We start from the raw sequence: 23,591 nt of genomic DNA on the forward strand, positions 1-23,591 counted from the left end.
GGCGGAAACGCTCTGTTGCGTGGTCCTTTTCAGAATAAGCTGCGTTACGACGGAGCTTTTGCATTTTTTGAAAGTTCGCCGGCGGTTTTATTGGGCCGGTACATTGCGTAGAAAAAAGGATAGATCGTATCAATGAGTGTAAAATTCGGCACCAGCGGATTGCGCGGCCTCTCGGTAGACCTTCTCGGTGAACCCTCCTCTCTCTACTCTGCGGCATTCTGCCGCCATCTGGAGGACACCGGACAGGCCGAAAAGGGCGCTCCGATACTGGTCGGACAGGATTTTCGCGACTCAAGCCCGGCCATTGCCGCAAGCTGCATGGGGGCCATCGCCGCATCGGGCTTCACACCAATAGACTGCGGCGCGCTGCCGACACCGGCGCTCGCCTTTTTCGGGCAGAAAAAGAACGCCGCCTCGATCATGATCACCGGATCGCACATCCCCGCAGACCGTAACGGCATCAAGTTTTATCGCGCCGACGGCGAAATCACCAAGGATGACGAACAGGCGATTTCCGCCTGGGCGGAAAAACTGAAAGGCACGGTCGACACCGGAAACGCCGAAGGTGAAGACATGTCCAGCGAGGCGCAGGCCCTGTTTACCGCGCGCTGCACTTCGATCCTGCCGGAGGATGCCCTTGCCGGCATGAAGATCGGCATCTATCAGCATTCGACCGTCGCCCGGGACCTGTTCATCGCCGTTCTGGAGCATTATGGCGCGGATGTCGTCCCGCTCGGCTTTTCCGAGACCTTCATTCCGGTCGATACCGAAGCCGTTTCCGACGAGACCGTCGACCTCCTGAAGGGCTGGGCGAAGGAACACGGCCTCGACGCGCTGATCTCGGCCGATGGCGATGCCGACCGCCCGCTTGTTGCCGACGAGACCGGAACGCCGCTGCGCGGCGACCTGGTTGGCCTGATGACGGCGAATTTCCTCAAGGCAAAGGTGGTCGTCACGCCCGTGACCTCCAATTCCGGCATCGAGAAGAACGGCGATTTCGAAGTCGTGCGCACCCGCGTCGGATCGCCCTTCGTCATCGCCGGCATGATGGACGCGCTGAAGTCCGGCAAGGATGGAGTCATGGGCTTCGAGGCCAATGGCGGCCTTCTGACGGCATCGCCCTTCCGCCCGGCCGACGACACGATTGCCCCGCTGCCGACCCGCGACTGCTTCCTGCCGATCCTGTCGGCGCTTTATCTTGCCGCCAAGGACAGGCGGCCGATGTCGGAACTGGCAAAAGCCTACAGCCTGCCGGTGGCCGATGCCGACCGTATCAAGGATTTTTCGCAGGAACGCAGCGGCGCCCTGATGGCCTATCTGCGCGAACGCGACGAAAACCTCTCCGCCTTCCTCGAGCCGGTCGGAACGGTTGCCCACAGAAGCGATATCGACGGTCTGCGGGTAACGCTTGAAGACGGCCGCATCATCCATTTTCGCCCGTCCGGCAACGCGCCGGAAATGCGCTGCTATGTCGAGGCGAAAGATGCTGACGCAGCAAGCAGGCTTCTCAGGCAGGGCCTTTCCCTTATAGAGGACTTCAAAGCCAGCTGAACTAGACCTTTTTCCGAAAGCCATTTGAGACATTTATTGGAGTAGCAGAACATGACCAGCAAGATCGTTCCCGTCATCATGGCCGGCGGCAAGGGCACGCGGCTCTGGCCGCTGTCGCGCGCCACCGCGCCGAAGCAGTTCATCCGTTTCCTCGGCCCCAAGACGCTTTATCAGAAGACGCTCGAACGTGTGTCCGATGACGAACGTTATGAGGCGCCGATCATCCTGACAAACGAGGATTTCCGCTTCCTCGCCGCCGAGCAGGCGCGCGAGATCGACATGGAACTTTCCGGCATCATCCTGGAACCGATCGCGCGCAACACGGCGCCCGCCGTTGCCGCCGCCGCCGCGCTGGTGCGCAACAATTTCGGCGAAGACGCGATCATGCAGGTATTTGCCTCCGACCATGAGATCGAGGCAGGCCCGGACTATTTCGCCTGCATCGAAACCGCCTATGCCGCCGCCAAATCCGGCAAGCTGGTCACCTTCGGCATCGAGCCGACCGAACCGGCCACCGGCTACGGCTATATCGAGGCCGGGGACGAACTGCCGACGGACGCGCGCAGCGTTGCCCGTTTCGTGGAAAAGCCGGAACAGGCGAAAGCCGAGGAAATGCTGGCAGCCGGGAACTACACCTGGAACTCGGGCATCTTCATGTTCCCGATCTCGGTGCTGGTGCGCGAGCTTGAGGCCTATGCCCCCGAGGTCATGCAATATGCCGAACAGGCCGTATTGAAGGATGAAAGCGATCTGGAACTCGACTTCATCCGCCTCGACAAGGAAGCCTTCGAGAAATGCCCCGATATTTCCATCGACTACGCCGTCATGGAAAAGACCGCCGAGGCGGCCGTCATCCCCTCGCCCTTCTCATGGTCCGATCTCGGCTCGTGGGATGCCGTGTGGAAAAACGGCGAACAGGACGCTGACGGCAATGTCATCGCCGCGGACGCCACGCTGGTCGACACGACAAATTCGCTGGTCATCTCCCGCGACCTGCATGTCGCCATGCAGGGGCTGGAAGGCATGGCCGTGATTGCATCCGAAGACGCGGTCTATGTCGGCAAGCTCGAGGACAGCCAGAATGTCGGCAACATCGTCAAGATGCTGAAGGCGAGCAAGGAAACCAAGGCGCTTGCCGAGGAACATCCGACCTCCTACCGTCCGTGGGGCGGCTACACCTCGATCATCAAGGGCGAGCGCTTCCAGGCCAAGCGTATTTTCGTCAAGCCGGGCAAGAAGCTTTCGCTGCAAAAGCACCACCACCGCGCCGAACACTGGATCGTGGTCAAGGGCACAGCCGAGGTGACGGTCGACGAGGATGTGAAAATGCTGACCGAAAACCAGTCGGTCTATATCCCGCTCGGCGCCGTGCATCGCCTGTCCAACCCCGGCAAGATCACGCTGGAACTGATTGAGGTGCAGACCGGCTCCTATCTCGGCGAGGACGATATCATCCGTATCGTCGACGATTTCGGCCGCGGCTGATCAAGCGCCGTCTACCGAACAAGGAAGAGCCCGTGCCGCTCACGTCGGTGCGGGCTTTATTGCGTAAAACAGATCATTTTCCGCTCAAACGATTGCAATAGACTTCATCACCGCAAACTTCAGCGTAAAATACTGAATTAGGCGCAACGTCCATGCGCACGCCCTTGACCATCCCACCCGGCCCGCGATATCGTTGCCACAGCAAACCCGAAACCGGGTGAGACATCTTTCCTCAGATTCGAAGGGCCGGCACATGATCGAAACCCCTTATCTTCTGTTTCTCGGCGATGCCCCGGATGCCCTGGCCGCCAAGGTCGCCCAGGGCATAAAGGACTGGCGTCCGGACTATGCCGTCGGGCAGTTCCGCCTTGAGGGCTGCAAGGCCGACATGAAACTGCCGGACCTGACGATTGCCGAAGCGGTCGAAAAGGGCGTGAAGACGCTGGTCATCGGCGTTGCCAATCGCGGCGGCGTGATTTCGCCGGCATGGAAAAGCGTGCTGATCGAAGCGCTTGAAGCCGGGCTTGATCTGGCCTCCGGCCTGCACAACCTGCTGCGCAACGAGCCCGATCTGGCCGCAAAGGCAAAGGAACTTGGCCGCACGCTTCACGATGTCCGCATTCCCGCCGTGCAATATCCGATTGCAAACGGCAAGAAGCGCACCGGCAAGCGCATGCTCGCCGTCGGCACGGATTGCTCCGTGGGCAAGATGTACACCGCGCTTTGCGTCGAAAAGGCGATGCGCGAAAAGGGCCTGAAGGCCACCTTCCGCGCCACCGGCCAGACCGGCATTCTGATCACCGGCGACGGCGTGCCGCTTGATGCAGTGATTGCCGATTTCATGGCCGGTTCGGTCGAATATCTGACCCCCGACAACGACGCCGACCACTGGGACCTGATCGAGGGGCAGGGCAGCCTGTTCCACGCCTCCTATTCCGGCGTCACCATGGCGCTCGTCCATGGCGGCCAGCCGGATGCGCTGGTGCTCTGCCACGAGCCCGACCGTCCGCACATGCGCGGCCTGCCGGACTATCAGCTGCCGAGCCTGGAAGCATTGCGCGACCTCGCCCTTCAGGTTGCCCGCATCGTCAACCCGGACTGCAAGGTGGTCGGCATTTCCGCCAACACCTCGGCGATGACGGATGAGGAAGCGCTGGCCTGGTGCCGCGAGACCGAAACGCGCATGAGCCTGCCGACGGTCGACCCGTTCCGTCACGGCGCTGAAAAGCTCGCCGATGCGCTGGCCGCACTATGACCGGCGTCATTGTCACCGCACATGAGGATGTATTTCCGGTTGCCGGAAGCTTCACCATTTCGCGCGGTTCGCGCACGGAAATCCGCGTCGTCACCGTCACGCTTTCCGACGGCGAACATACCGGACGCGGCGAATGCGTGCCCTATGCCCGCTATGGCGAAACCGTCGATGGCGTGATTGCCGATATTCTGGCGCTGAAAGACGAAGTCGCCGGCGGGCTCGACCGGACCACGCTGCAAACGCGGATGAAGCCCGGTGCTGCGCGCAACGCGCTCGACTGCGCCTTCTGGGACCTTGAGGCCAAGCGCACGGGCAAACCGATCTGGCAACTGGCAGGGCTTTCAAAACCCGGCCCGCTGACCACCGCCTACACCATCTCGCTCGGCACGCCGGAAAAGATGCAGGCCCAGGCGGCGGAAAACGCTCACCGGCCGCTGCTCAAGGTCAAGCTCGGCACCGATGATGACCGCGGCCGGATCGAAGCCGTGCGCGCCGGCGCGCCGGATGCCACGATCATCGTCGACGCCAATGAAGGCTGGACGGTCGAGGCCTATCAGCAACTGGCGCCCGAACTGGTCCGCCTCGGCGTGGCGCTGGTGGAACAGCCGCTGCCGGCCGGCGACGACGAAGCTCTTGCCCATATCGACCGGCCGCTGCCGGTCTGCGCCGACGAAAGCTGCCATGCCCGCCCTTCTCTCGAAAGCCTCAAGGGCAAGTATGACGCAATCAACATCAAGATCGACAAGACCGGCGGCCTGACCGAAGCGCTGCTTTTGAAAAAGGCGGCACTGGAAGCCGGCTTCCAGATCATGACCGGCTGCATGCTCGGCACGTCGCTGGCCATGGCCCCGGCCATGCTGGTCGCCGACGGCGCCCCCTTCGTCGATCTCGACGGCCCGCTTCTGCTCGCAAAAGACCGCGAACCGGCAATCACCTTCGAAGGTTCCGTCATGCATCCGGCCGACCCGGCGCTCTGGGGGTAAAAAGACCATCAGCCCTTCGCGGCCATCATTGCAAAAGTAAAACGCGGGAAGCCCGCCCGCCTACGCGAGCTTTGGCTATTCGGCCAAACCAATACAGCACTGCAGGTTTAAACAGCTCTCCTGCCCAACACGCCGTCACCCCGGCCTTGAGCCGGGGTCCAGGGCCACGCGGGAAACGTCGCAGGCCAATTGCGGCGTCCCGGCACTGCGATGGTGGTCATCGCCGCATCATCCACTAAAGTTATGATAATCAATTCAAATTCCTCTGCCATGCGGCTCTGGATGCCGGCTCAAGGCCGGCATGACGGAATGTGAGAGCGGGATTATCAAGAAAAGCCTTTCCCTTCTACATTCGGCGTCTTAACGCATCCGCGCTAAACTCATCGAGATGTGGGCGCGGCGCATGTGGCCGATTGCGTCGAGGTTGTCGCTGCGCAGCGCCGTCAGGATATCGGCGGTTTCGCGGCAATAGATTTCGGCCTCGTTTTCAAGGTCGATGTCGGATGCGGTGATGGCCTGCAGCCAGATGCGGGCAGTGCGGAAATAAAGCCGCTCGCTGGCGTCCCGCAGCGGCCGGTTTTCCGTCAGTTCCAGAAGTTGCAGGAACATGTCGCGGTCCAGCGCGGCAAAGGCGCGCGGCGACGGGTCCTGACGCAGCGCTTCGGCGCGGGCGTTCAATACCCGGAATTCCTCGATCAGTTCCGGCGTCAGTGCCACCGGGTCGAGGCTTGTCACCAGCACCATCAGCTCCATGCGCAGGCGATAGACCTGGGCCAGTTCGTCAAGGTCGACATCGGTGACGATGGTGCCGACGCCATGGACCGATTGCAGCAGGCCTTCGTCTTCCAGCCGCGCCAGAACCCGCCGCAGGGGCGTGCGCGACATGCCGAACTCTTCGGCAAGTGCAGCTTCCGAAAGCTTTTCGCCGGGCGGATAGTCGAGCATGCAGATACGCTCGCGAATGATATCGTGGATCTGCTCCAGCCGGTCGCGGCCGGTCGGCGCTTCGATCACCGTGTCTTCGCTCATGCCCAGTGCTCCCCAAGCCGGTCGAGCATGGTCAGGCACTGGGAAAGCTGTTCGGCGCTGATGAATTCATCGGGCTTGTGGGCCTGATCGATCGAGCCCGGCCCGCAGACCACGGCATCCATGCCGATTTCCTGAAAAAAACCGGCTTCCGTTCCGAAGGGCACCACATCTGCGCGATTTTCCCCGGTCAGCGCGAAGGCAAGGTCGCGGGCGCTGTTGGCGTTTTTCGGAAAAAGCGCAGCCGCCTCGCCGATCACCTCCGTCTCGATCCCCGCCTCCGGCGTGTGCCGGCGCATTTCCGGCAGCAGCCGGGTGCGGCAATATTCGGCAATCTCCTGTTTCACATAGCCAAGGTCTTCAGCCACCACCGGCCGCGTCTCCCATTTCAGCACCGCGCGCGGCGCAATCACATTATGCGACATGCCGCCTTCCAGCCCGCCGACATTGAGCGTCGCATAGGGCGGATCATAGCGCGAGCCGACGGGCGTGCGCTGTTTCAGCCCGTCGCGCAGCTCCATCAGCCGGGCAATATAGCGCGCTGCATATTCCACGGCGTTGACCCCGGCATCGGGTGCGGAGGAATGGCCCGAGCGGCCGGTAAAGGTCACGGTATATTCGCAGCACCCCTTGTGGCCTTCGATCACCCGCATCAGCGTCGGCTCGCCGACGATCGCAAGACCCGGACGCATTTCGCGGTCCTTCAGGTGTTCCACCAGCGCCTTTGCACCGATGCAGCCGACCTCCTCGTCATGGGTGAAGGCGAAATGGATCGGCCGTTTTTCCGCCAGCGCGGCAAGTTCCTCGCGCCGGGCCAGACAGCAGGCGATGAAGCCTTTCATGTCGCAGGCGCCGCGCCCGTAAAACCGGCCATCGCGTTCTGTCAGCTCAAAGGGATCGCTCATCCACATATGTTCATCGACCGGCACCACATCGGTATGGCCGGAAAGCATCAGCCCGCCGGCAATCTCGGGTCCGAGCGAGGCGAACAGATTGGCCTTGGTGCCGGTCTCGTCGGTGAAGATTTCCACCCGCGCGCCGACATCGGCCAGCCTGTCGGCGATATAGGCGATCACCGGCAGGTTGCTTTCAGACGAAACCGTGGGAAAGGCGACGAGATCGGCCAGAATATCGCGGCAGGCGGCAAGTTCGAACATCTGCGCTTCAGCCTTTCACAAACAGCTTGCGCTCGATATTGCAGAGCGCTCCGGCGGGGCCGTCTTCCCGGATGAGAATGGTCTCGGTGATTTCAAGGCCCCAGTCATCCATCCACAGTCCCGGCATGAAATGCAGCGTCATGCCCGGTTTCAACAGCGTATCGTCGCTGGTGCGGATGCTGACGGTGTGCTCGCCCCAGTCCGGCGGATAGGCAAGGCCGGTGGCATAGCCGCAACGGTTCGGGCGCTCGATACCGATCTTCCAGAGCTCCCGTTCCATGGCCGCGGCGATATCGCCGGCGCGGTTTCCCGCACGCGCCGCCTCGATCCCCGCATTGAGCCCGGCGACGGCCGCATCCGCCGCCGCCTTCATGTAATCCGGCGGCGTGCCGAAAAAGACGGTGCGCGACAGCGGCGCATGGTAGCGGCGATAGCAGCCCGCCTGTTCGATAAACGTCGCCTCGCCCATGCGGAACTCATCGGCGTTCCAGGTCAGATGCGGGGCGGAGGCGTCGCGGCCCGATGGTAGAAGCGGCATGATGGCGGGGTAATCGCCCCAGGCATCGTCGGCGCCTTCGATGGCGGTTTTCATCAGTTCGCCGACGAAACGGTTCTTTTTCATGCCCGGTTCGGCAATATCCATGGCATGCGACATCACCCGGTCCGAGATCTTCGCCGCCTTGCGCATGAAGGCGATCTCCTCATCCGACTTGACCACGCGCTGCCAGTCGACAAGGCCGGAACCGTCCTTGATCGTCGCATCCGGAAGGCCGTCGACCAGCGCCTTGTGCCCGGCTGCGGAATAGTAATAGGCGGTCATCTCCACGCCGATGCGGTTCCGGCCATGGCCGAGGTCCCTGATCTTGTCGGCAAGATCGTCCATCGGGTGGCAATCGGCGGCCTGCACAAACCGGTCGGCATAATAAAGGATATGATCCTCATCGATATAGGATGTGCGCCGCGCGCCGTTGGCATCCATCAGCCGGCCCCACCAGAACGGCATGCCTTCCCGCGTCACCAGCACGGCCTGATCGACATAAAACGACCAGCCGTCATAGCCGGTCAGCCAGTTCATGCCGGCGGGTGCGGTGACGACCAGCACATCAATGCCCCAGGCGTCCATCGCCTTTCGGGTCAATGCCAGGCGGCGGTCATATTCGGATCGGGAGAAAGGCAGCGCTGGCATGGTTCCCTCGTTTTATTTGTGCACAACAGTCGCAGGTGATCGGAAACAAGCATAAAAAGAAACGAAAATAGACAAATTTAAGCCCGTTTCCGGGTTGACTTTCAAGCCTTGTCGCTCTGTTGTATACAACACGTTTTCCGTGTCCGGCGCAACAGGTTTCAAACGTCAAAACACAGCCCGGACGACGCATTGCTTCAACCATCCGGCCCGCGAGGACAATGATGCTCACAAACGACCAGCTCGACCGTTTCGACCGCGAGAATTTCTTCCACCCCTCGACCCATCTCGCCCAGCATGCGCGCGGCGAAAGCGCCAGCCGCATCGTCAAGACGGGCAAGGGCGTGTTCATCGAGGATCGTGACGGCAAGAAGCTGCTCGACGCATTCGGCGGGCTTTACTGCGTCAATGTCGGCTATGGCCGCGAAAGCATCATCGAGGCGATTGCCGATCAGGCGCGGGAACTCGCCTATTACCACGCCTATGCCGGCCACGGCACGGAAGCGGCGATCAATCTGGCAAAGATGGTGATGGACCGCGCGCCGGAGCATATGTCCAAGGTCTATTTCGGCCTGTCGGGATCGGATGCCAACGAGACCAATATCAAGCTCGTCTGGTACTACAACAACATCCTCGGCCGGCCGGAGAAGAAGAAGATCATCTCGCGCTGGCGCGGCTATCACGGCTCCGGGCTGATGACCGGTTCGCTGACCGGCCTGCCCGGCTTCCAGAAGAAATTCGACCTGCCGCTGGAAAAGGTGTTCCACACCACAGCCCCCTATTATTTCCGCCGCAAGGACCTGGCGATGAGCGAGTCCGATTTCGTCGCCTATTGCGTCGCCGAACTCGAACACCGCATCGAGCGCGAGGGTGCCGATACGATTGCCGCCTTCATCGGCGAGCCGGTTTTGGGCACCGGCGGCCTTGTCCCGCCGCCGGAAGGCTATTGGGAAGCGATTTCCGCCGTGCTGGAAAAACACGACATCCTGCTGATCGCCGATGAGGTGGTTACCGGTTTTGGCCGTCTCGGCTCGATGTTCGGCTCGGCGCACTTCAACCTGAAGCCCGATCTCATCACCATCGCCAAGGGGCTGACATCGGCCTATGCGCCGCTTTCCGGCAGCATCGTTTCGGAGAAGATGTGGAAGGTTCTGGAACAGGGCACCGATGAAAACGGCCCGATCGGGCACGGCTGGACCTATTCCGCGCACCCGATCGGCGCGGCGGCGGGCGTCGCCAATCTGAAGCTGATCGACGAACTGGGCCTGGTGAAGAATGCCGGCGAGACCGGCGCCTATTTCCGCGCCGCCATGCAGGATGCGCTGGGCGAACACGCCCATGTCGGCGATGTGCGCGGCGAAGGCATGCTGCTGGCCGTGGAGTTCGTGAAGGACCGCGAGACCCGCACCTTCTTCGATCCGGAAGAAAAGATCGGCTACAAGCTGGCCGCCGCCCTGCTGTCGGAAGGTGTGATTGCCCGCGCCATGCCGGAAGGCGACATTCTGGGCTATGCCCCGCCGCTGTGCCTGACCCGCGAAGAAGCCGACCAGATCGTCGCCGCGACGAAGAAGGCGGTGACGACGGTTCTCGGCTGACAAGGGTTTGGAAAGGATTGTCCCCGGCGCATCCGGGGGCAAGCCTTTTCAGTGATGACCAATGACGTGCTGCACAAGGCGCAACACCAGATGCAATGCCAGAAACATGGCACCGAAAAGCAGGATGACATGGGCAAGCGGGGTCAGCAGGCTGCCCTCGATATCGCCCGCAACATCGCGATAGTGATAAAGGCCGAAGCGTATGGTCAAGGTGGCAAGGCCGATCACCACCAGCACAAGGCCGGCTAGTTTCATGTTCCGATCTCCCTGAGGCGCTCGAGCGTTTACGAGATCGGTCTCTTTGGGGCAGCAGGACGCCGCCCGTCTTTCAAAATGCACAAAAGACCGAAACGCGAAAGACGGCCACCGGCCGCCTTTCGGTATTTTCGTATCTTCTATCGTGCTTTTGTGGCGATTTAAGGCCAGCGTCACTAACGCCCCGCAAGCGAAACCGAAATTTCCGAAACCGCGGGCGCTTCCTCGATCAAGCCGTTTGCCGCCATGAACGCGCCGAAGCGCTGGTAGCGACCGGCATCGAAGGCCGCCGGGCTCTTGGCAAAGCGAGCGACGGTATCGGCAAAGGCTGCACGGTTCAGTTCGTCATCAAGATCAGGATAGGCCTCGGCGAACAGGCCCCAGGCCTCGTCCGGGTGATTGGTGATGAAGATTGTCGCGCGTTCAACAGCATCGAGAAAACGCGGCAGGCGGTCATCTTCGAGCAGTTCGCTGCGGGTCACATAGATCAGCTCGTCATAGACCGGAACGCCGTCTTCTTCCGGGAAAAAGGCTCGTCCCTCCTCGCCTTCGATGGCCATCTGGGTCAGCTCGAAATTGCGGAACGCGCCGATCGTGGCATCGACCTGGCCGGAAAGAAGCGACTGGGTGAGCGCGAAATTGACATTGACCAGGGTGATGTCATCCCGCGACAGGCCGGTACTTTCAAGCATGGCGGAGACGACCGTCTCCTCGATCCCGGCGACGGAAAAGCCGATTTTCCTGCCCTTCAGATCGGAAAGCGACTGCACCGGACCATCCGCCATCACCGTCAGCGTGTTGAGCGGCGTGGACACCAGCGTGCCGAAACGCTTGATGTCGATGCCTGCGGCGTGGTCGAGATAGAGGTTCGGCTGGTAGTGAACGCCGATATCGGCGCGCCCGGCGGCAACCATGCGTGGCACCATGGACGGATCGGCCGGCGGCACCAGCGTCACATCCAGTTCTTCGTCTTCGAAATAGCCCTGCTGCTGGGCGACCACCAGCGGCGCGTGGTCCGGGTTCACATACCATTCGAGAATGACATCGAGCTTGTCATTGGCAGCGGCCATGCCGGGCAACAATGTCAGCGCGGCAATCAGGGTCAGTTTCTTGAGCATTCATTCCTCCTTGTCAGGACAGACCGGCCGCTCATGGCTGTGGCGACCAGCGGGTGAAAAAGGGAGCGGCGAGATCCACCGCCTTTCGAAACAGAACGGCTTCCAGCGCCAGGATCAGCATGGCCGCAAACACAGTCTCGCCCTGCATGCGGGCATTGGCCTGCACCATGACGAAGCCGAGACCGCCGGCAGCGCCAACCCATTCGCCGACGACCGCGCCCAGCGGCGCAAGCGGTGCGGCAATGCGCAGGCCGGAGAATAGCTGCGGCATGGCCAGCGGAAGCCTGATGAGGACGAGAAGTTGCCAGTGGCCGGCGCCATCGAGATGCGCGGCCTTGACGATGGCGCTGTCGGTACGGGCAAGGCCGTCGGCAAAATTGGAGGCGACCGGAAAGAACACGATGATCGTCGTCATCACCACCTTGGACGCGATGCCGAAGCCGAACCAGAGCACCAGCATGGGCGCGATGACGAACACGGGGAAGGATTGCAGCACCACCAGCGCAGGCCAGACCAGCCGGCCGAAACGGGGAAAGCCCGCAAGCAGAAAGGCCGCACCGGCGCCGAACAACGCACCGGCGGCAAAGCCTGCGATGATCTCACGCAGCGTGACCAGCGCTTCGGCAAACAGATAGGCGTGTCCGCTCCACAGCCTGACCGCGACGGAAAGCGGGGCGGGCAGGATATAGCGCGGCAGCTCGAACACCATGACCACCGCCTGCCAGAGCAGGATCAGGGCGCAAACCACCAGACAAAATCGGAAAACCGCATAAAGGCTCTGCTTCAACACCCCTCTCCCCGGTACAGCCGGGCAGCGGACGTAACAAAACAGGCTGATATTCTGGGCGTGTCGCTCAACACCAAACTCCGTTCCTACGCCGGCATGACCCGGATCAGGTTCAAGGGTTCGGCAAACGCCATCTCAGCATCTTCCACGAAGATCGCACCCCTCGGATGGGCATATCTATGACCACGTCGGCCGGCCCGGTCAAGGGGCGCCGACAAATGCTTCGGCGACAGGAAATCAACCGAATTGAGTTAATTACACGTATTACATCCTAAAGTTGCCCTAAAGATTGGCGAAAAGCAAAATTTTCAGCTACCGTTCACAAAAACAGACTAATACCAAGAGTTAATGATTAGGACTCATATGATGCGCGCTGGAATGGTCGTCCGAGTAGGAAAATACCGCAGAGCGATGCTCAAGCATCGCGCGAGGATTTTGACGCCCTCGGTGGCCATTCCAGCCGCACCCTTTCAGGGCCGGGCGCTTTTGAAAGCCCGCGTCGTTGAAAATCCTCGCCGTAGCTATGGCTACGACTGCGGTTTTCGCCTAGCCGGCTTTCAAAATCGCTCCGGTCATATGCGTTCTAATCATTGACTCTTGGTATAAGGGTTCGGTGAAGGAAGAAAGCTGAACGGCGTCCCGGAAACCCGGCAACGCCTTTGGAATGCGGAGGAAACCAATGCTTATCGCCATCGTCATCGTGGCGGCACTGTTCGGCATGCTCTTCGGTTTTGACCAGGGCGTGATCTCCGGCGCATTGCCGTTCATCAAACAGGATTTCACCATCACGCCCTTCATGGAAGGGGTGATCACATCCGCCGTTCCGCTCGGCGCGGTTGGCGGCACGATCGTCGCCATGGTCACCACCGATCGCTACGGGCGAAAGCCGATGCTGATCCTCGGCGCCGTGATCTTTCTGGTCGGCTCGCTGATTTCGGCGCTTGCCTTCAACCAGTACATCCTGACGCTGGCGCGCCTTCTGATCGGCGTCGGCATCGGCGCATCGGCCATGACGGCCCCGATGTTTCTGGCGGAAGTGGCGCCGGCGCGCATTCGCGGCACCATCGTCTCCGCCTTCCAGCTGATGATCACCATCGGCATCATGGTCTCCTACATGTCGGATGCAGCCTTCGGTGGTTCCGGCGACTGGCGCTGGATGATCGGCGTCGGCGTTTTCCCGTCGATCATTGCCCTCGTCGGCATTCTGCTTTCGCCGGAGACCCCGCGCTGGCTGACGCTGAATTCCAACGCCGACAAGGCACGCGACATCATCGCCAAACTGCAGCCGGAATCCTCCGACGCCGAGATTGACGGGATCATCGCCGAAATCAAGGAAAGCGCGAAGGACGAGGAAGCAAAGCCATCCTGGAGCACATTTCTGAAAAAGGGCATTCTGCCGATTACCAGTTTCGCGATGATCGTGTTCGTGCTTCAGCAGCTCTCCGGCATCAATGCGATCATTTATTACGCCCCGGAAATTTTCAAGAATGCCGGCTTTTCCGGCACCACGACCGATCTTCTGGCGACCGTCGGCATCGGCGTTGTCAATGTCGCGCTGACGGTCGTCGCCATGTATCTCGTTGAATCCATGGGACGGCGCAAATTGCTGATCATGGGCTTTATCGGAACATCCGCGGCCATGGCGCTGGTGACGGTTGCAACCATGATCAACATCGCCGCGACGCCTTATCTGGCAATGATCGGGATCTTCGCCTTCATCGCCTTCTTTGCCGTCAGCCTCGGCCCGCTGCCGTGGCTTTACATGGCGGAGCTGTTTCCCTTGAGGCTGCGTCCGCGCGGCATGGCGCTGGCCTCTGTCGCCAACTGGTTCTTCAACTTCGTCGTCGCCCTGCTCTTCCCCGAGCTTCTGGCGGGCATCGGCATTGTCGGGACCTTCGCGATCTTCACCGGTTTCTGCGTGATCGGCATTTTCTATGCCATTGCGGTAGCGCCGGAGACCAAGGGCGTCACGCTGGAGGAAATCGAGCAACGCACCGTTGCCGCAGGCTGATCTGCCCGCACCGCACGATGATAAACGGCCCGCCGCAAGCGGGCCGTTTTGCGTGAGACCGCCAAAATGCCTAAGACTAATGGCTGCATTGCCGCCAATGGACAATTGACGCCTATTGGAACAAAACGGCGGTGGCATTAAGCGGGAGGAGATGTCATGCACGAGCACACGGTGCGCACCCACAAATCATCGGAAAACCTGAAACGCGAAGACCAGCTGGCCTGGAAGATCGCAACCGTTGCGGCCGATCCCGTGGCGCTTGATGATGATGTGGTGGAGATGATCGGCAACCGGATCATCGACAATGCCGCCGTGGCCGCCGCCTCCATCGCCCGCCGTCCGGCCGTCAGCGCAAGGGCGCAGGCAACCGCCCATCCGTTTTCGCCCGGCGCCACGATCTTCGGCCTTGCCGCCGACACCCGGTTTTCGCCGGAATGGGCGGCCTGGGCCAATGGCGTGGCCGTGCGCGAACTCGACTATCACGACACGTTTCTGGCCGCCGACTATTCCCACCCCGGCGACAATATTCCCCCGGTTCTGGCGGTTGCCCAGCATTGCGGGCTTTCCGGCGAGGCCCTGGTGCGCGGCATTGCCACCGGCTATGAAATCCAGGTCGATCTGGTCAAGGGCATCTGCCTGCACGAACACAAGATCGACCATATCGCCCATCTGGGTCCGTCGGCGGCGGCCGGCATCGGCACCGCGCTCGGGCTCGATACAGAGACCATCTATCAGGCCGTGCAGCAGGCGCTGCATGTGACGACCACGACGCGGCAATCGCGCAAGGGCGAGATTTCGAGCTGGAAGGCCTATGCCCCGGCCTTTGCTGGCAAGATGGCAGTCGAGGCCGTCGACCGGGTGATGCGCGGCGAAGGCGCACCGTCTCCGGCCTGGGAGGGCGAGGACGGCTTTATCGCCTACCTCCTCTCCGGCCCGGGCGCTGAATATATCGTGCCGCTGCCGGAAAAGGGCGAGGCCAAGCGTGCCATCATGGACACCTACACCAAGGAACATTCGGCCGAATATCAAAGCCAGGCGCTGATCGACCTTGCCCGCCGCATGGGCCCGAAGATCGGCGATCTCACAAAGGTGAAATCGATCCTGATCGAAACCAGCCACCACACCCATTATGTGATCGGCACCGGCGCCAACGACCCGCAGAAAATGGACCCGGACGCCAGCCGCGAAACGCTCGACCATTCGATCATGTATATCTTCGCCGTCGCGCTTGAGGACGGCGGCTGGCACCATGAGCGCTCCTATGCGCCGGAGCGCGCCAAACGGCCCGAGACCGTGGCGCTGTGGCACAAGATCACCACGGCGGAAAACCCGGAATGGACACGGCGCTATCACAGCCACGACCCGGCGGAAAAGGCCTTCGGCGGCCATGTGATCGTCACCATGGAGGACGGCCGGATCATCGAGGATCAGCTGGCCGTCGCCGACGCCCATCCGCTGGGAAGCCGCCCGTTTGCGCGGCCCGACTATGTGAAAAAGTTCCGGATGCTGGCCGACGGGGTGATTGCGGCAGACGAACAGGACCGGTTCCTGGCAACCGTCGAGCGGCTGATGTCGCTTGCGCCCGACGACCTTGTCGGGCTGAATTTCACCGTGTCGCCGGACAGGCTGGGTGCGCCGGCAAGGACGGGCATATTCGACTGGAGATGAGACAGATGCCGCCTATCTGGCCTTGAGGAGGGCGGGACGGGCGGCGCGTGATCGGGAGGAGAGATCATGACGGACGCAAGGAAACCGAAGAAATCCGTGGCGCTTTCGGGCGTTGTCGCCGGCAATACCGCGCTGTGTTCGGTCGGCCAGAGCGGCAACGACCTGCATTATCGCGGCTACGATATTCTCGACATTGCCGACACCTGCGACTTCGAGGAAATCGCCTATCTGCTGATCTATGGCACGCTGCCGACCGGGGCCGCCCTTGCCGCCTACAAGGAAAAGCTTGCCGCACTTCGCGGCCTGCCGGCAGCCGTGCGCGGCGCGCTGGAGGAACTGCCCGCCGCCACCCATCCGATGGATGTGATGCGCACCGGCGCTTCGGTGCTGGGCTGCGTGTTGCCGGAGGCTGACGACCACAACAAGGCGGGTGCCCGCGACATTGCCGACCGGCTGATCGCCTCGCTCGGCTCGATGCTGCTCTACTGGTATCACTTCTCCCATAACGGCAGGCGGATCGATGTGGAGACCGATGACAGCTCCATCGGCGGGCATTTCCTGCATCTGCTGCACGGCAAGTCGCCCGGCGAAAGCCATGTCCGGGCGATGCATACCTCGCTCATTCTCTATGCCGAGCACGAATTCAACGCCTCGACCTTCACCGCCCGCTCGATCACCGGCACCGGCACCGATTTCTATTCCGCCGTCTGCGGCGCGATCGGCGCGCTGCGCGGGCCGAAACATGGCGGCGCCAACGAATTCGCCTTCGAGATCCAGAAACGCTACGACACGCCGGAAGAGGCCGATGCCGATATCCGCGAGCGGGTGGCACAGAAACAGGTGATCATCGGCTTCGGCCATCCGGTCTATACGGTCGCTGACCCGCGCCACAAGGTGATCAAAGAGGTCGCGCACAAGCTCTCCGAAGAGGCCGGCGCGATGAAGATGTTCGAAATCGCCGACCAGATCGAGACCACCATGGCCGATGCGCGCAGCATGTTTCCCAATCTCGACTGGTTCTCGGCCGTCTCCTACCACATGATGGGCGTGCCGACGGCGATGTTTACGCCGCTGTTCGTGATTGCCCGCATGGCGGGCTGGGCGGCCCATATCATCGAACAGCGCGAGGACGGCAAGATCATCCGCCCTGCCGCCAATTACATCGGCCCCGACAATCGCCCCTTCGTGCCGATGGCAGACCGCAACTGACAGGATATCTCCCATGCCCTATCTGATTTCCGCAGACCTTCCGCAAGAACCCGCCGGGCTTCGCCTGCGCCGACAGGTGGAAGCGGGCGGCATCGTTACCATGCCCGGCGTGCACAACGGCATGGCCGCATTGCAGGCAAAGAAGGCCGGCTTTGATGCGCTCTACCTTTCCGGCGCGGCGATGACGGCCTCCATGGGCCTTCCCGATCTCGGCATGATCACGGTCGACGAGGTCGCCTTCTTCATCCGCCAGATTGCCCGCGCCAGCGGCCTGCCGCTGCTGGTCGACGGCGATACGGGTTATGGCGAGGCGCTGAATGTGATGCATATGGTGCGCACCTTCGAGGATGCAGGCGCGGCCGGCGTGCACATCGAAGACCAGTTGCTGCCGAAGAAATGCGGCCATCTCAACGACAAGAAGCTCGCCGATCCGCATGACATGGCCGCCAAGATCGCCGCCGCCGCGAAAGCCCGCCGCCACCTCTACATCGTCGCCCGCACCGATGCGGCCGCCAGCGAGGGGATTGATGGCGCCGTGGCGCGCGCAAAACTGTTCATGGAAGCCGGCGCCGATGCGATTTTCCCCGAAGCGCTGAATACGGTCGACATGTTCCGCGAATTCGCCGCCCGCATGGAGGGCGTGCCGCTTCTGGCCAACATGACCGAATTCGGCCGCACGCCCTATATGACGGCCTCCGAGTTCGAAGCGATGGGCTACCGCATGGTGATCTTCCCGGTATCTTCGCTCCGGGTCGCCAACAAGGCGCAGGAGCGGCTTTATGCAACGCTGAAACAGACCGGCTCCACCAAGGCCATGCTGGACGACATGCAGACCCGCGCCGAGCTTTACGAGACCATCGACCTTGCGGCCTACGAATCCCTCGACGCCTCGATCGTCGCCACCGTTCTGCCGACGCTGGACAAGGGATAGACAGAGCTACCAGCTCTTCAGCGCCCTTAATTCGGGGGTCTTCTTGAACATGTGCTCGTCCATGCGGGCGAGCAGCGTGTCGAGGGTGGAAACGCCCTCGCAGACGGCATCGCCCTTGTTCAGCATCACGCATTCGGCGCGCACGCCCATTGCCGCATCGGTCATTTCGCCGCGCGAGGGAACGCCGGTCTTGACCAGATTTTCGAGAACCTGCGTCGCCCAGATCACCGGCACGCCGGCCGCCTCGCAGATCCACAGGATCTCCTCCTGCATTTCCGCCAGTCGCTCGAAGCCGATTTCGGCGGCCAGGTCGCCGCGGGCGATCATCACGGCAAATTCGCGACGGCCTGCGGCGCGCGCAATCAGGGCCGGCAGGTTTTTCACCGCCTCCGGCCGCTCGATCTTGGCCACAACGCCAAGCCCCGGACTGGCATTGCCCCCTGCCCCCAGTTCCCGATCCAGCAGATCGAGGTCTTCGGGACGCGAAACGAAGGAATAACCGACCATGTCGGCGCATTCGATCACGGTGGAAATGTCGCCCTCATCCTTGGCCGTCAGCGGTGAAAGACCGAGCGCGGTATCGGGCAGGTTCAGCCCCTTTTCCGGTTTCAGCCGTGCGCCCTTGGCCTTTGCCCGCTCGACCCGGATAACAGCCATGCCGTCGGCGACCTCCGTCACCACGGTCTGCAGCTTGCCGTCATCATACAAAACCCGGTCGCCAACCTTGAGCCGGGTCACCATTTCCGGCAACGAAACGCTGACGCAAAAGCGAATATCGTCGGTAAGAGACGGCTCACCCGAAGCAATCAGGCGAATACGATCGCCGACATTGGCCTTCAGCTTGTTTTCGGCAAGCGCGACCTTTTCGGTGCGGATCTTCGGCCCGGCGATGTCCATCAGCACCGCAATCCGCCGGCCGGCGGCATCGCCTGCCGCGCGCACATGGTTTGCCATCGCCCGCCAGGCCTCCGGCCCGTCATGGGCGCAGTTGATACGGGCGATATCCATGCCACGGCGGACAAGATCGGCGACGAATGCGGGATCGTCGGCCGCCTGCGTGGCCAGCGTGACCATGATGCGGCTGCGCCGATGCACCGGCGGCGGACCGAACATCAGATCGGTTGCCTGTTCAAGCCGTTCTTCGCCGGCAAAAAAATCCTCCACCGACGGCAACGGCACGGCGCTTGGGCGGCCCGCACGCGCGGCCAAAGCCACGAGCACGGCATCGAGCGTGGGCAGGACGCGGCTTTCCAGCCGCCCGAGCGAGGACAGGCCATGGCGCATCAGTGCACGCTGGAGCGGGCGCACATCGTGGTGGCGCAGCGCGAGATAATGCGCCAGGTTGACGACGCCCGGCTGTGATGCCACCTCCGGCCCGAAGCCCTGCAGGATGGCGCGCGCCTCGTTGGTGACCAGTTCGCGAAGGCTTTCCACCCGTTCCGTCAGCCCCCAGACATCATCGATTTCGGCAAAATGCTCGAAGGCAACCATCGCGTCTTCCTCCCGTTGCGGCCTCAGATATCAGATAGACCGATTTTCACGACCTTTCCATGACACCGCCCGCCAATGCCTCGCTTGCGCGCACCGGACCGGCGAGGCTATGGAAGGGACAACCGGTTTTCCGGACCCGATAATGGCAAGGCAGGAGTTCTAACAGATGCATGGCGAATACAAGGTGCCCGGCGGCAAGCTGGTGGTGGCCGATCTCGAAGTGCGTGACGACAAGCTGACCAATGTGCAGATCGCCGGCGATTTCTTCCTCGAACCGCCCGAGGCGCTTGCCGATCTCTGCGCGGCACTGGAAGGCCTGCCTGCCGACAGTTCGGCGGAAACCATGGTCGCAGCGCTGAAAGCGAAACTGCGGCCGGATGCGGCCCTCATCGGCTTCAGCGTCGAATCGATCGCGATCGCCGTGCGCCGGGCACTCGGCGCGGCCAAGACCTGGCGCGATTTCGAATGGGAAATCATCGATACCGGCGGAGAGACGCCGACCATGCATCTGGCCATCGACGATGTTCTGGCCCGCGCCGTTGCCGAAGGCCGGCGGGCGCCGACGCTGCGTTTCTGGGAATGGGAGCGGCCGGCGATCATCATCGGTTCGTTCCAGTCGCTGAAAAACGAGGTCGATCTGGAAGCCACCGAACGGCTCGGCGTCGAGACCGTGCGCCGGGTGACGGGCGGCGGCGCGATGTTCGTCGAGCCGGGCACCGCGATCACCTATTCGCTCTATGCGCCGGGCGAGCTGGTCGACGGCATGAGCTTTGCCGATAGTTACGCCTTTCTCGACAGCTGGGTGCTGAAGGCGCTGAATGATCTGGGCGTTGATGCCTTCTACAAGCCGCTCAACGACATTTCGAGCTCAAAGGGCAAGATCGGCGGCGCGGCGCAGAAGCGCTATGGCGGCGGCACCGTACTGCATCACGTGACCATGGCCTATGACATGGATGCCGCGAAGATGATGCAGGTGCTGAGGATCGGCCGCGAAAAACTGTCCGACAAGGGCACCAAGAGTGCTGCCAAACGCGTCGACCCCGTGCGCAGCCAGACTGGTCTGGACCGCCGCGCGGTGATCGACCGGATGAAGGCCACCTTCACGGAGCTGAACGGCGGCCGGGAAGGCACGGTAACGCCGGAGGAATACAAGGCCGCCGAGACGCTTGCGGCGGAGAAATTCGCAACGCCCGAATGGCTGGCCTCGATCCCGTAAGGCGAGCACGATGCGCGGCCACTTCCTCGGATGCGATATCGGCGGCACGGCTTCCCGCTTTGCCGTCGTCGATGAGGCGGGGGCGCTGGTTCGGCGCGGAAGTGCACCCGGCGCAAGCGCGCTTCTCGGAACGCCCGAAGATCGAACGCGGCTTGAAGCGGCATTTGCCCGCATTGGCGCAAGCCTGCCGGGGCCAATCCATGCCGCCGCAATCGGGCTTTCGGGCTACGATCCGGGCGCTTTTGACGCGATTTCCGCAATCATCGGCCCGTCGACCGGAATCGCAACGGACCGCCTGATCCTGCTTGACGATATCGAACTGGCTTCCCGCGTGCTGTTTGCGCCCGGCGAAGGTCATCTGGTTTCAGCCGGCACCGGGGCAATCGCCACCCATATCAACGCGTCCGGCACGCGGTTTCGCATTGGCGGGCGCGGGCTGATGATCGACGATGCGGGTTCGGGCGGCTGGATTGCGCTTTGCGCCCTGCGCGCGCTCTACCGCAAGCTGGATGAAGACGGCACCTATGGCGATATGGCCCCACTTGCCACAACGCTTTTCGAGGCGGTCGGCAGCGATGACTGGGCGGTGATCAAGCGCCTCGTCTATGGCGGCGACCGGGGAAAGATCGGTGCGCTTTCTCTGGCCGTCGCAAAAGCCGCAGACGCCGGAGACCGGTTTTCGCAAAGCCTGCTCAACGACGCCGGCCGCGAGCTGGCCCGGCTCGGCAACATTATGATTGCGCGGGCGGGCAACCTTCCCGTGGCCTTTACCGGCGGCGTGCTGACTCTTTCGCCCGCAATCGGCAGGACGATTGTCGAAAACCTGTCCGGCACGGCGCTTTTTCCCGCGCTTGATACGGCAGAAGGCGCGGCGCAACTGGCCCGCACCGGCTTTCAGCGCCAGTCGGTATAAGCGTGGCTTTCGCCCTGATAATCCTCGACCCGATAGTCTCCCGGTTCCACTTCGTCCAGATAGACCGGTCCGATGGGCACCTTGCCGTGACCGCCGGGAATATCGAGCACATAGGTCGGCAGGCAAAGCCCCGATACCCGGCCGCGCAGCGCCCGCATGATCGCCTGACCGCGCGCAATCGGCACGGCGAAATGGCTGACCCCCTTGGCGTGATCGAGATGATGCAGATAGTAGGGCTTGACCCGGTTGGTCAAAAGCGCGCGAAACAGGGCCGCTAGCGTCTCTGCATCATCATTGACGCCCTTCAGCAGGACAGTCTGAGAAAAAAGCGGGATGCCGTTATCGGCCAGCCGCGCCAGTCCTGCCTTCACCGCATCCGTCAGTTCGCGGGCATGATTGACGTGGATGACGATGTTGACGGTTTTCTGCGCGCGTTTCAGTGCCGTGATCAGCCCGTCGGTGATCCGTTCCGGCGAGACGAGCGGCGCGCGGGTGTGAAAACGGATAACGCCGACATGGGCGACCTCGCCGAGCGCTTCCATCAGCGCCGCAAGCCGCCGGTCCGACAGCACCAGCGGATCGCCGCCCGACAGGATGACTTCGAAGATCTCCTCATGCGCGCGGATATAATCGAGTGCGGTTTCAAGCTCGGCACGATCCAGCGCAGCGTCGGGGCTGCCGACCGTCTCCCGGCGGAAACAGAAGCGGCAATAGACCTGACATGTATGGGTGGGTTTCAAGAGCAGGCGGTCGGGATAGCGATGGGTGATACCCTTTTCGCGCTCGAACACCTGATCGCCGATCGGGTCTTCGCTTTCGTCGTTGCGATGGTCGAGTTCGCGGGCATCGGGCACATATTGGGTGCGCAGCGGATCGCCCGCCTCTGCGCCTTCAAGCGCATCGAGCACATGGGCGGGAATGCGGATGCGGAAATTCTCCTCCACGGCCTGAAGACGCGCATGCTCCTCGGGGCGCACCAGGGCATGGTCCACCAGCCCGCGCGCATTCACCACCGCTTTCGCACCATTCTTCGTCATCTCTGCCCGTTCTGCCGCTTTCCGGCCCGCAGCCGGCCTTCGCTCCGCCTTCTACGCCATCCGCCGGTCAAGTCAAAGGGTGCGATGCTCAGCCGGAAACCGCAGGCAGGACAGGCGTGGCAGAGGAGGAAACCTCAGTCATCCCAGCCGATGACATCCAGTTCCGGCCACAGCGTCTGCCAGCGCTCCGCCTTATTCTCATAGACTTCGCGCGAGGCCTGTGTCTTGTTGGGCCGCACCGTGGCGCTCATCAGGTCGTCAAAGCCGAAGGGCGCATCCCATTGCCAGCCGTCGGCAACCGGCCTGATGCCGATCGACGTGGCCGTCGCCGGAAAGGTGGTGATCGCGTCGGAAACGCTGTCATACGGTTCGATCCCGTAACCGAAACGCTCGGCGTACCACAGATGAACACGCGCCTGATTCTTGACGTCGATCCATGCGGGCACGCTTTCAAACAAGGCCCGCACCCGCGCGGCCTGCCGCGCCTCGCCGCGTTCAGAAAGGTCGCCAGGATCGAAATAGACGATGTCGATATCGGCGATGCCATGGCCCGGATCGTAACCGAAGCGCCGGTTCCACACTGTCTGCGCCAGTGCGCCGGCCACCAGCCAGCAATCAGGCAGGCCGATACGGTCGAAATTTTCCAGAATGGGTGAAATCAGCGGGCTTGCGGTCAAGGCGGACACAAGCAGCGCACAGTGGTCGTCCATAGATATCCTC

At 62.1% G+C, this 23,591-nt stretch carries 20 protein-coding genes and 1 riboswitch; of the genes, 11 read left to right on the plus strand and 9 right to left on the minus strand.

All coding sequences use genetic code 11. The features are described 5' to 3' along the window. The first annotated feature begins 132 nt into the window (after nucleotides 1-132). The 4 genes from ACHZCU_RS05385 to dgcA all read left to right on the plus strand — a co-directional run bounded on the left by ACHZCU_RS05385 (nucleotide 133) and on the right by dgcA (nucleotide 5,274). Nucleotides 133-1,551: a phosphomannomutase gene (locus ACHZCU_RS05385; protein WP_319517959.1), complete on the plus strand. Its 1,419-nt coding sequence runs from the start codon at nucleotides 133-135 to the stop codon at nucleotides 1,549-1,551. A gap of 51 nt (nucleotides 1,552-1,602) precedes the next feature. Then, nucleotides 1,603-3,036 carry a mannose-1-phosphate guanylyltransferase/mannose-6-phosphate isomerase gene (locus ACHZCU_RS05390; RefSeq protein WP_319517960.1) on the plus strand — a complete coding sequence of 478 codons (1,434 nt, stop codon included), beginning with the start codon at nucleotides 1,603-1,605 and terminating at the stop codon, nucleotides 3,034-3,036. A 253-nt stretch (nucleotides 3,037-3,289) separates the two neighbouring features. Then, a complete protein-coding gene (dgcN, locus tag ACHZCU_RS05395; protein WP_319517961.1) occupies nucleotides 3,290-4,291 on the plus strand; it encodes an N-acetyltransferase DgcN in 1,002 nt (333 codons plus the stop codon). Beyond that, the gene (dgcA, locus tag ACHZCU_RS05400) at nucleotides 4,288-5,274 is read left to right on the plus strand and encodes an N-acetyl-D-Glu racemase DgcA (RefSeq protein WP_319517962.1); all 987 of its coding nucleotides are present in this window, start codon (nucleotides 4,288-4,290) and stop codon (nucleotides 5,272-5,274) included. The genes dgcN and dgcA overlap by 4 nt, the downstream gene beginning before the upstream one ends. Nucleotides 5,275-5,634: 360 nt before the next feature. Here dgcA and ACHZCU_RS05405 read toward each other — a convergent pair whose 3' ends face one another. From ACHZCU_RS05405 to ACHZCU_RS05415, 3 genes are read right to left on the minus strand one after another with little or no spacing between them, the layout of a single operon-like run. After that, nucleotides 5,635-6,303 (minus strand): GntR family transcriptional regulator, encoded by a 669-nt coding sequence (locus tag ACHZCU_RS05405; protein WP_319517963.1) that lies wholly within the window; start codon nucleotides 6,301-6,303, stop codon nucleotides 5,635-5,637. After that, entirely contained in the window at nucleotides 6,300-7,457 is a 1,158-nt protein-coding gene (argE, locus tag ACHZCU_RS05410; protein ID WP_319517964.1) for an acetylornithine deacetylase, read from the minus strand. Before argE ends, ACHZCU_RS05405 begins: the two co-directional genes overlap by 4 nt. A gap of 7 nt (nucleotides 7,458-7,464) precedes the next feature. Further along, nucleotides 7,465-8,643, minus strand: coding sequence for a M24 family metallopeptidase (locus ACHZCU_RS05415; RefSeq protein WP_319517965.1), 1,179 nt, complete (start codon nucleotides 8,641-8,643; stop codon nucleotides 7,465-7,467). A 221-nt stretch (nucleotides 8,644-8,864) separates the two neighbouring features. On the opposite strand from ACHZCU_RS05415, the gene ACHZCU_RS05420 reads away from it, so the two are divergent. Beyond that, the gene (locus ACHZCU_RS05420) at nucleotides 8,865-10,235 is read left to right on the plus strand and encodes an aspartate aminotransferase family protein (RefSeq protein WP_394706025.1); all 1,371 of its coding nucleotides are present in this window, start codon (nucleotides 8,865-8,867) and stop codon (nucleotides 10,233-10,235) included. A gap of 48 nt (nucleotides 10,236-10,283) precedes the next feature. Here the strand turns inward: ACHZCU_RS05420 and ACHZCU_RS05425 are convergent, their stop codons facing one another. The 3 genes from ACHZCU_RS05425 to ACHZCU_RS05435 form a co-directional block, all read right to left on the minus strand. Continuing rightward, nucleotides 10,284-10,490, minus strand: a complete 207-nt coding sequence (locus ACHZCU_RS05425) for a hypothetical protein (protein WP_106308458.1) — start codon at nucleotides 10,488-10,490, stop codon at nucleotides 10,284-10,286. A 176-nt stretch (nucleotides 10,491-10,666) separates the two neighbouring features. Next, nucleotides 10,667-11,608: an ABC transporter substrate-binding protein gene (locus ACHZCU_RS05430; RefSeq protein ID WP_319517967.1), complete on the minus strand. Its 942-nt coding sequence runs from the start codon at nucleotides 11,606-11,608 to the stop codon at nucleotides 10,667-10,669. A 31-nt stretch (nucleotides 11,609-11,639) separates the two neighbouring features. Further along, on the minus strand, nucleotides 11,640-12,395 hold the full coding sequence (locus ACHZCU_RS05435; protein ID WP_319517968.1) for an ABC transporter permease: 756 nt from the start codon (nucleotides 12,393-12,395) through the stop codon (nucleotides 11,640-11,642). Nucleotides 12,396-12,461: 66 nt separating this feature from the next. Beyond that, nucleotides 12,462-12,569, minus strand: a riboswitch (TPP riboswitch). A 505-nt stretch (nucleotides 12,570-13,074) separates the two neighbouring features. Here ACHZCU_RS05435 and ACHZCU_RS05440 point away from each other — a divergent pair. From ACHZCU_RS05440 to prpB, 4 genes are all read left to right on the plus strand, one after another. Further along, a complete protein-coding gene (locus tag ACHZCU_RS05440; RefSeq protein WP_319517969.1) occupies nucleotides 13,075-14,406 on the plus strand; it encodes a sugar porter family MFS transporter in 1,332 nt (443 codons plus the stop codon). A 156-nt stretch (nucleotides 14,407-14,562) separates the two neighbouring features. Beyond that, nucleotides 14,563-16,074 (plus strand): MmgE/PrpD family protein, encoded by a 1,512-nt coding sequence (locus tag ACHZCU_RS05445; RefSeq protein WP_319517970.1) that lies wholly within the window; start codon nucleotides 14,563-14,565, stop codon nucleotides 16,072-16,074. Between the two features lie 66 nt (nucleotides 16,075-16,140). Continuing rightward, complete coding sequence (gene prpC, locus ACHZCU_RS05450; protein WP_319517971.1) at nucleotides 16,141-17,283, plus strand: 2-methylcitrate synthase; 1,143 nt, start codon at nucleotides 16,141-16,143, stop codon at nucleotides 17,281-17,283. Nucleotides 17,284-17,296: 13 nt separating this feature from the next. After that, entirely contained in the window at nucleotides 17,297-18,214 is a 918-nt protein-coding gene (gene prpB, locus ACHZCU_RS05455) for a methylisocitrate lyase (RefSeq protein WP_319517972.1), read from the plus strand. Between the two features lie 6 nt (nucleotides 18,215-18,220). On the opposite strand, the gene ACHZCU_RS05460 is transcribed toward prpB, so the two are convergent. Next, nucleotides 18,221-19,705: a pyruvate kinase gene (locus ACHZCU_RS05460; protein ID WP_319517973.1), complete on the minus strand. Its 1,485-nt coding sequence runs from the start codon at nucleotides 19,703-19,705 to the stop codon at nucleotides 18,221-18,223. Nucleotides 19,706-19,871: 166 nt separating this feature from the next. Between ACHZCU_RS05460 and ACHZCU_RS05465 the strand changes: the two genes are divergently transcribed. Together ACHZCU_RS05465 and ACHZCU_RS05470 are read left to right on the plus strand one after the other, a co-directional pair. Then, nucleotides 19,872-20,921: a biotin/lipoate A/B protein ligase family protein gene (locus ACHZCU_RS05465; RefSeq protein ID WP_319517974.1), complete on the plus strand. Its 1,050-nt coding sequence runs from the start codon at nucleotides 19,872-19,874 to the stop codon at nucleotides 20,919-20,921. A 10-nt stretch (nucleotides 20,922-20,931) separates the two neighbouring features. Then, entirely contained in the window at nucleotides 20,932-21,834 is a 903-nt protein-coding gene (locus tag ACHZCU_RS05470) for a BadF/BadG/BcrA/BcrD ATPase family protein (RefSeq protein WP_319517975.1), read from the plus strand. Here ACHZCU_RS05470 and ACHZCU_RS05475 read toward each other — a convergent pair. After that, nucleotides 21,816-22,871: a lysine-2,3-aminomutase-like protein gene (locus ACHZCU_RS05475; RefSeq protein ID WP_319517976.1), complete on the minus strand. Its 1,056-nt coding sequence runs from the start codon at nucleotides 22,869-22,871 to the stop codon at nucleotides 21,816-21,818. The two genes, ACHZCU_RS05470 and ACHZCU_RS05475, sit on opposite strands and share 19 nt — an antisense overlap. Nucleotides 22,872-23,005: 134 nt before the next feature. Beyond that, complete coding sequence (locus ACHZCU_RS05480; RefSeq protein ID WP_319517977.1) at nucleotides 23,006-23,581, minus strand: nucleotidyltransferase family protein; 576 nt, start codon at nucleotides 23,579-23,581, stop codon at nucleotides 23,006-23,008. Nucleotides 23,582-23,591 lie beyond the last annotated feature (10 nt).

The organism is uncultured Martelella sp. (genome assembly GCF_963677965.2).
GTDB lineage: Bacteria > Pseudomonadota > Alphaproteobacteria > Rhizobiales > Rhizobiaceae > Martelella > Martelella mangrovi.

Bases quoted from the DNA above. Each gene is read 5' to 3' on its own strand.
- ACHZCU_RS05460 (WP_319517973.1), bottom strand. From the start codon at position 19,705: ATGGTTGCCTTCGAGCATTTTGCCGAAATCGATGATGTCTGGGGGCTG.
- ACHZCU_RS05415 (WP_319517965.1), bottom strand. From the start codon at position 8,643: ATGCCAGCGCTGCCTTTCTCCCGATCCGAATATGACCGCCGCCTGGCA.
- ACHZCU_RS05480 (WP_319517977.1), bottom strand. From the start codon at position 23,581: ATGGACGACCACTGTGCGCTGCTTGTGTCCGCCTTGACCGCAAGCCCG.
- ACHZCU_RS05385 (WP_319517959.1), top strand. From the start codon at position 133: ATGAGTGTAAAATTCGGCACCAGCGGATTGCGCGGCCTCTCGGTAGAC.
- ACHZCU_RS05470 (WP_319517975.1), top strand. From the start codon at position 20,932: ATGCGCGGCCACTTCCTCGGATGCGATATCGGCGGCACGGCTTCCCGC.
- ACHZCU_RS05475 (WP_319517976.1), bottom strand. From the start codon at position 22,871: ATGACGAAGAATGGTGCGAAAGCGGTGGTGAATGCGCGCGGGCTGGTG.
- argE (WP_319517964.1), bottom strand. From the start codon at position 7,457: ATGTTCGAACTTGCCGCCTGCCGCGATATTCTGGCCGATCTCGTCGCC.
- ACHZCU_RS05430 (WP_319517967.1), bottom strand. From the start codon at position 11,608: ATGCTCAAGAAACTGACCCTGATTGCCGCGCTGACATTGTTGCCCGGC.
- ACHZCU_RS05420 (WP_394706025.1), top strand. From the start codon at position 8,865: ATGCTCACAAACGACCAGCTCGACCGTTTCGACCGCGAGAATTTCTTC.
- ACHZCU_RS05440 (WP_319517969.1), top strand. From the start codon at position 13,075: ATGCTTATCGCCATCGTCATCGTGGCGGCACTGTTCGGCATGCTCTTC.
- ACHZCU_RS05390 (WP_319517960.1), top strand. From the start codon at position 1,603: ATGACCAGCAAGATCGTTCCCGTCATCATGGCCGGCGGCAAGGGCACG.
- ACHZCU_RS05465 (WP_319517974.1), top strand. From the start codon at position 19,872: ATGCATGGCGAATACAAGGTGCCCGGCGGCAAGCTGGTGGTGGCCGAT.
- prpB (WP_319517972.1), top strand. From the start codon at position 17,297: ATGCCCTATCTGATTTCCGCAGACCTTCCGCAAGAACCCGCCGGGCTT.
- dgcA (WP_319517962.1), top strand. From the start codon at position 4,288: ATGACCGGCGTCATTGTCACCGCACATGAGGATGTATTTCCGGTTGCC.
- ACHZCU_RS05445 (WP_319517970.1), top strand. From the start codon at position 14,563: ATGCACGAGCACACGGTGCGCACCCACAAATCATCGGAAAACCTGAAA.
- dgcN (WP_319517961.1), top strand. From the start codon at position 3,290: ATGATCGAAACCCCTTATCTTCTGTTTCTCGGCGATGCCCCGGATGCC.
- ACHZCU_RS05425 (WP_106308458.1), bottom strand. From the start codon at position 10,490: ATGAAACTAGCCGGCCTTGTGCTGGTGGTGATCGGCCTTGCCACCTTG.
- prpC (WP_319517971.1), top strand. From the start codon at position 16,141: ATGACGGACGCAAGGAAACCGAAGAAATCCGTGGCGCTTTCGGGCGTT.
- ACHZCU_RS05405 (WP_319517963.1), bottom strand. From the start codon at position 6,303: ATGAGCGAAGACACGGTGATCGAAGCGCCGACCGGCCGCGACCGGCTG.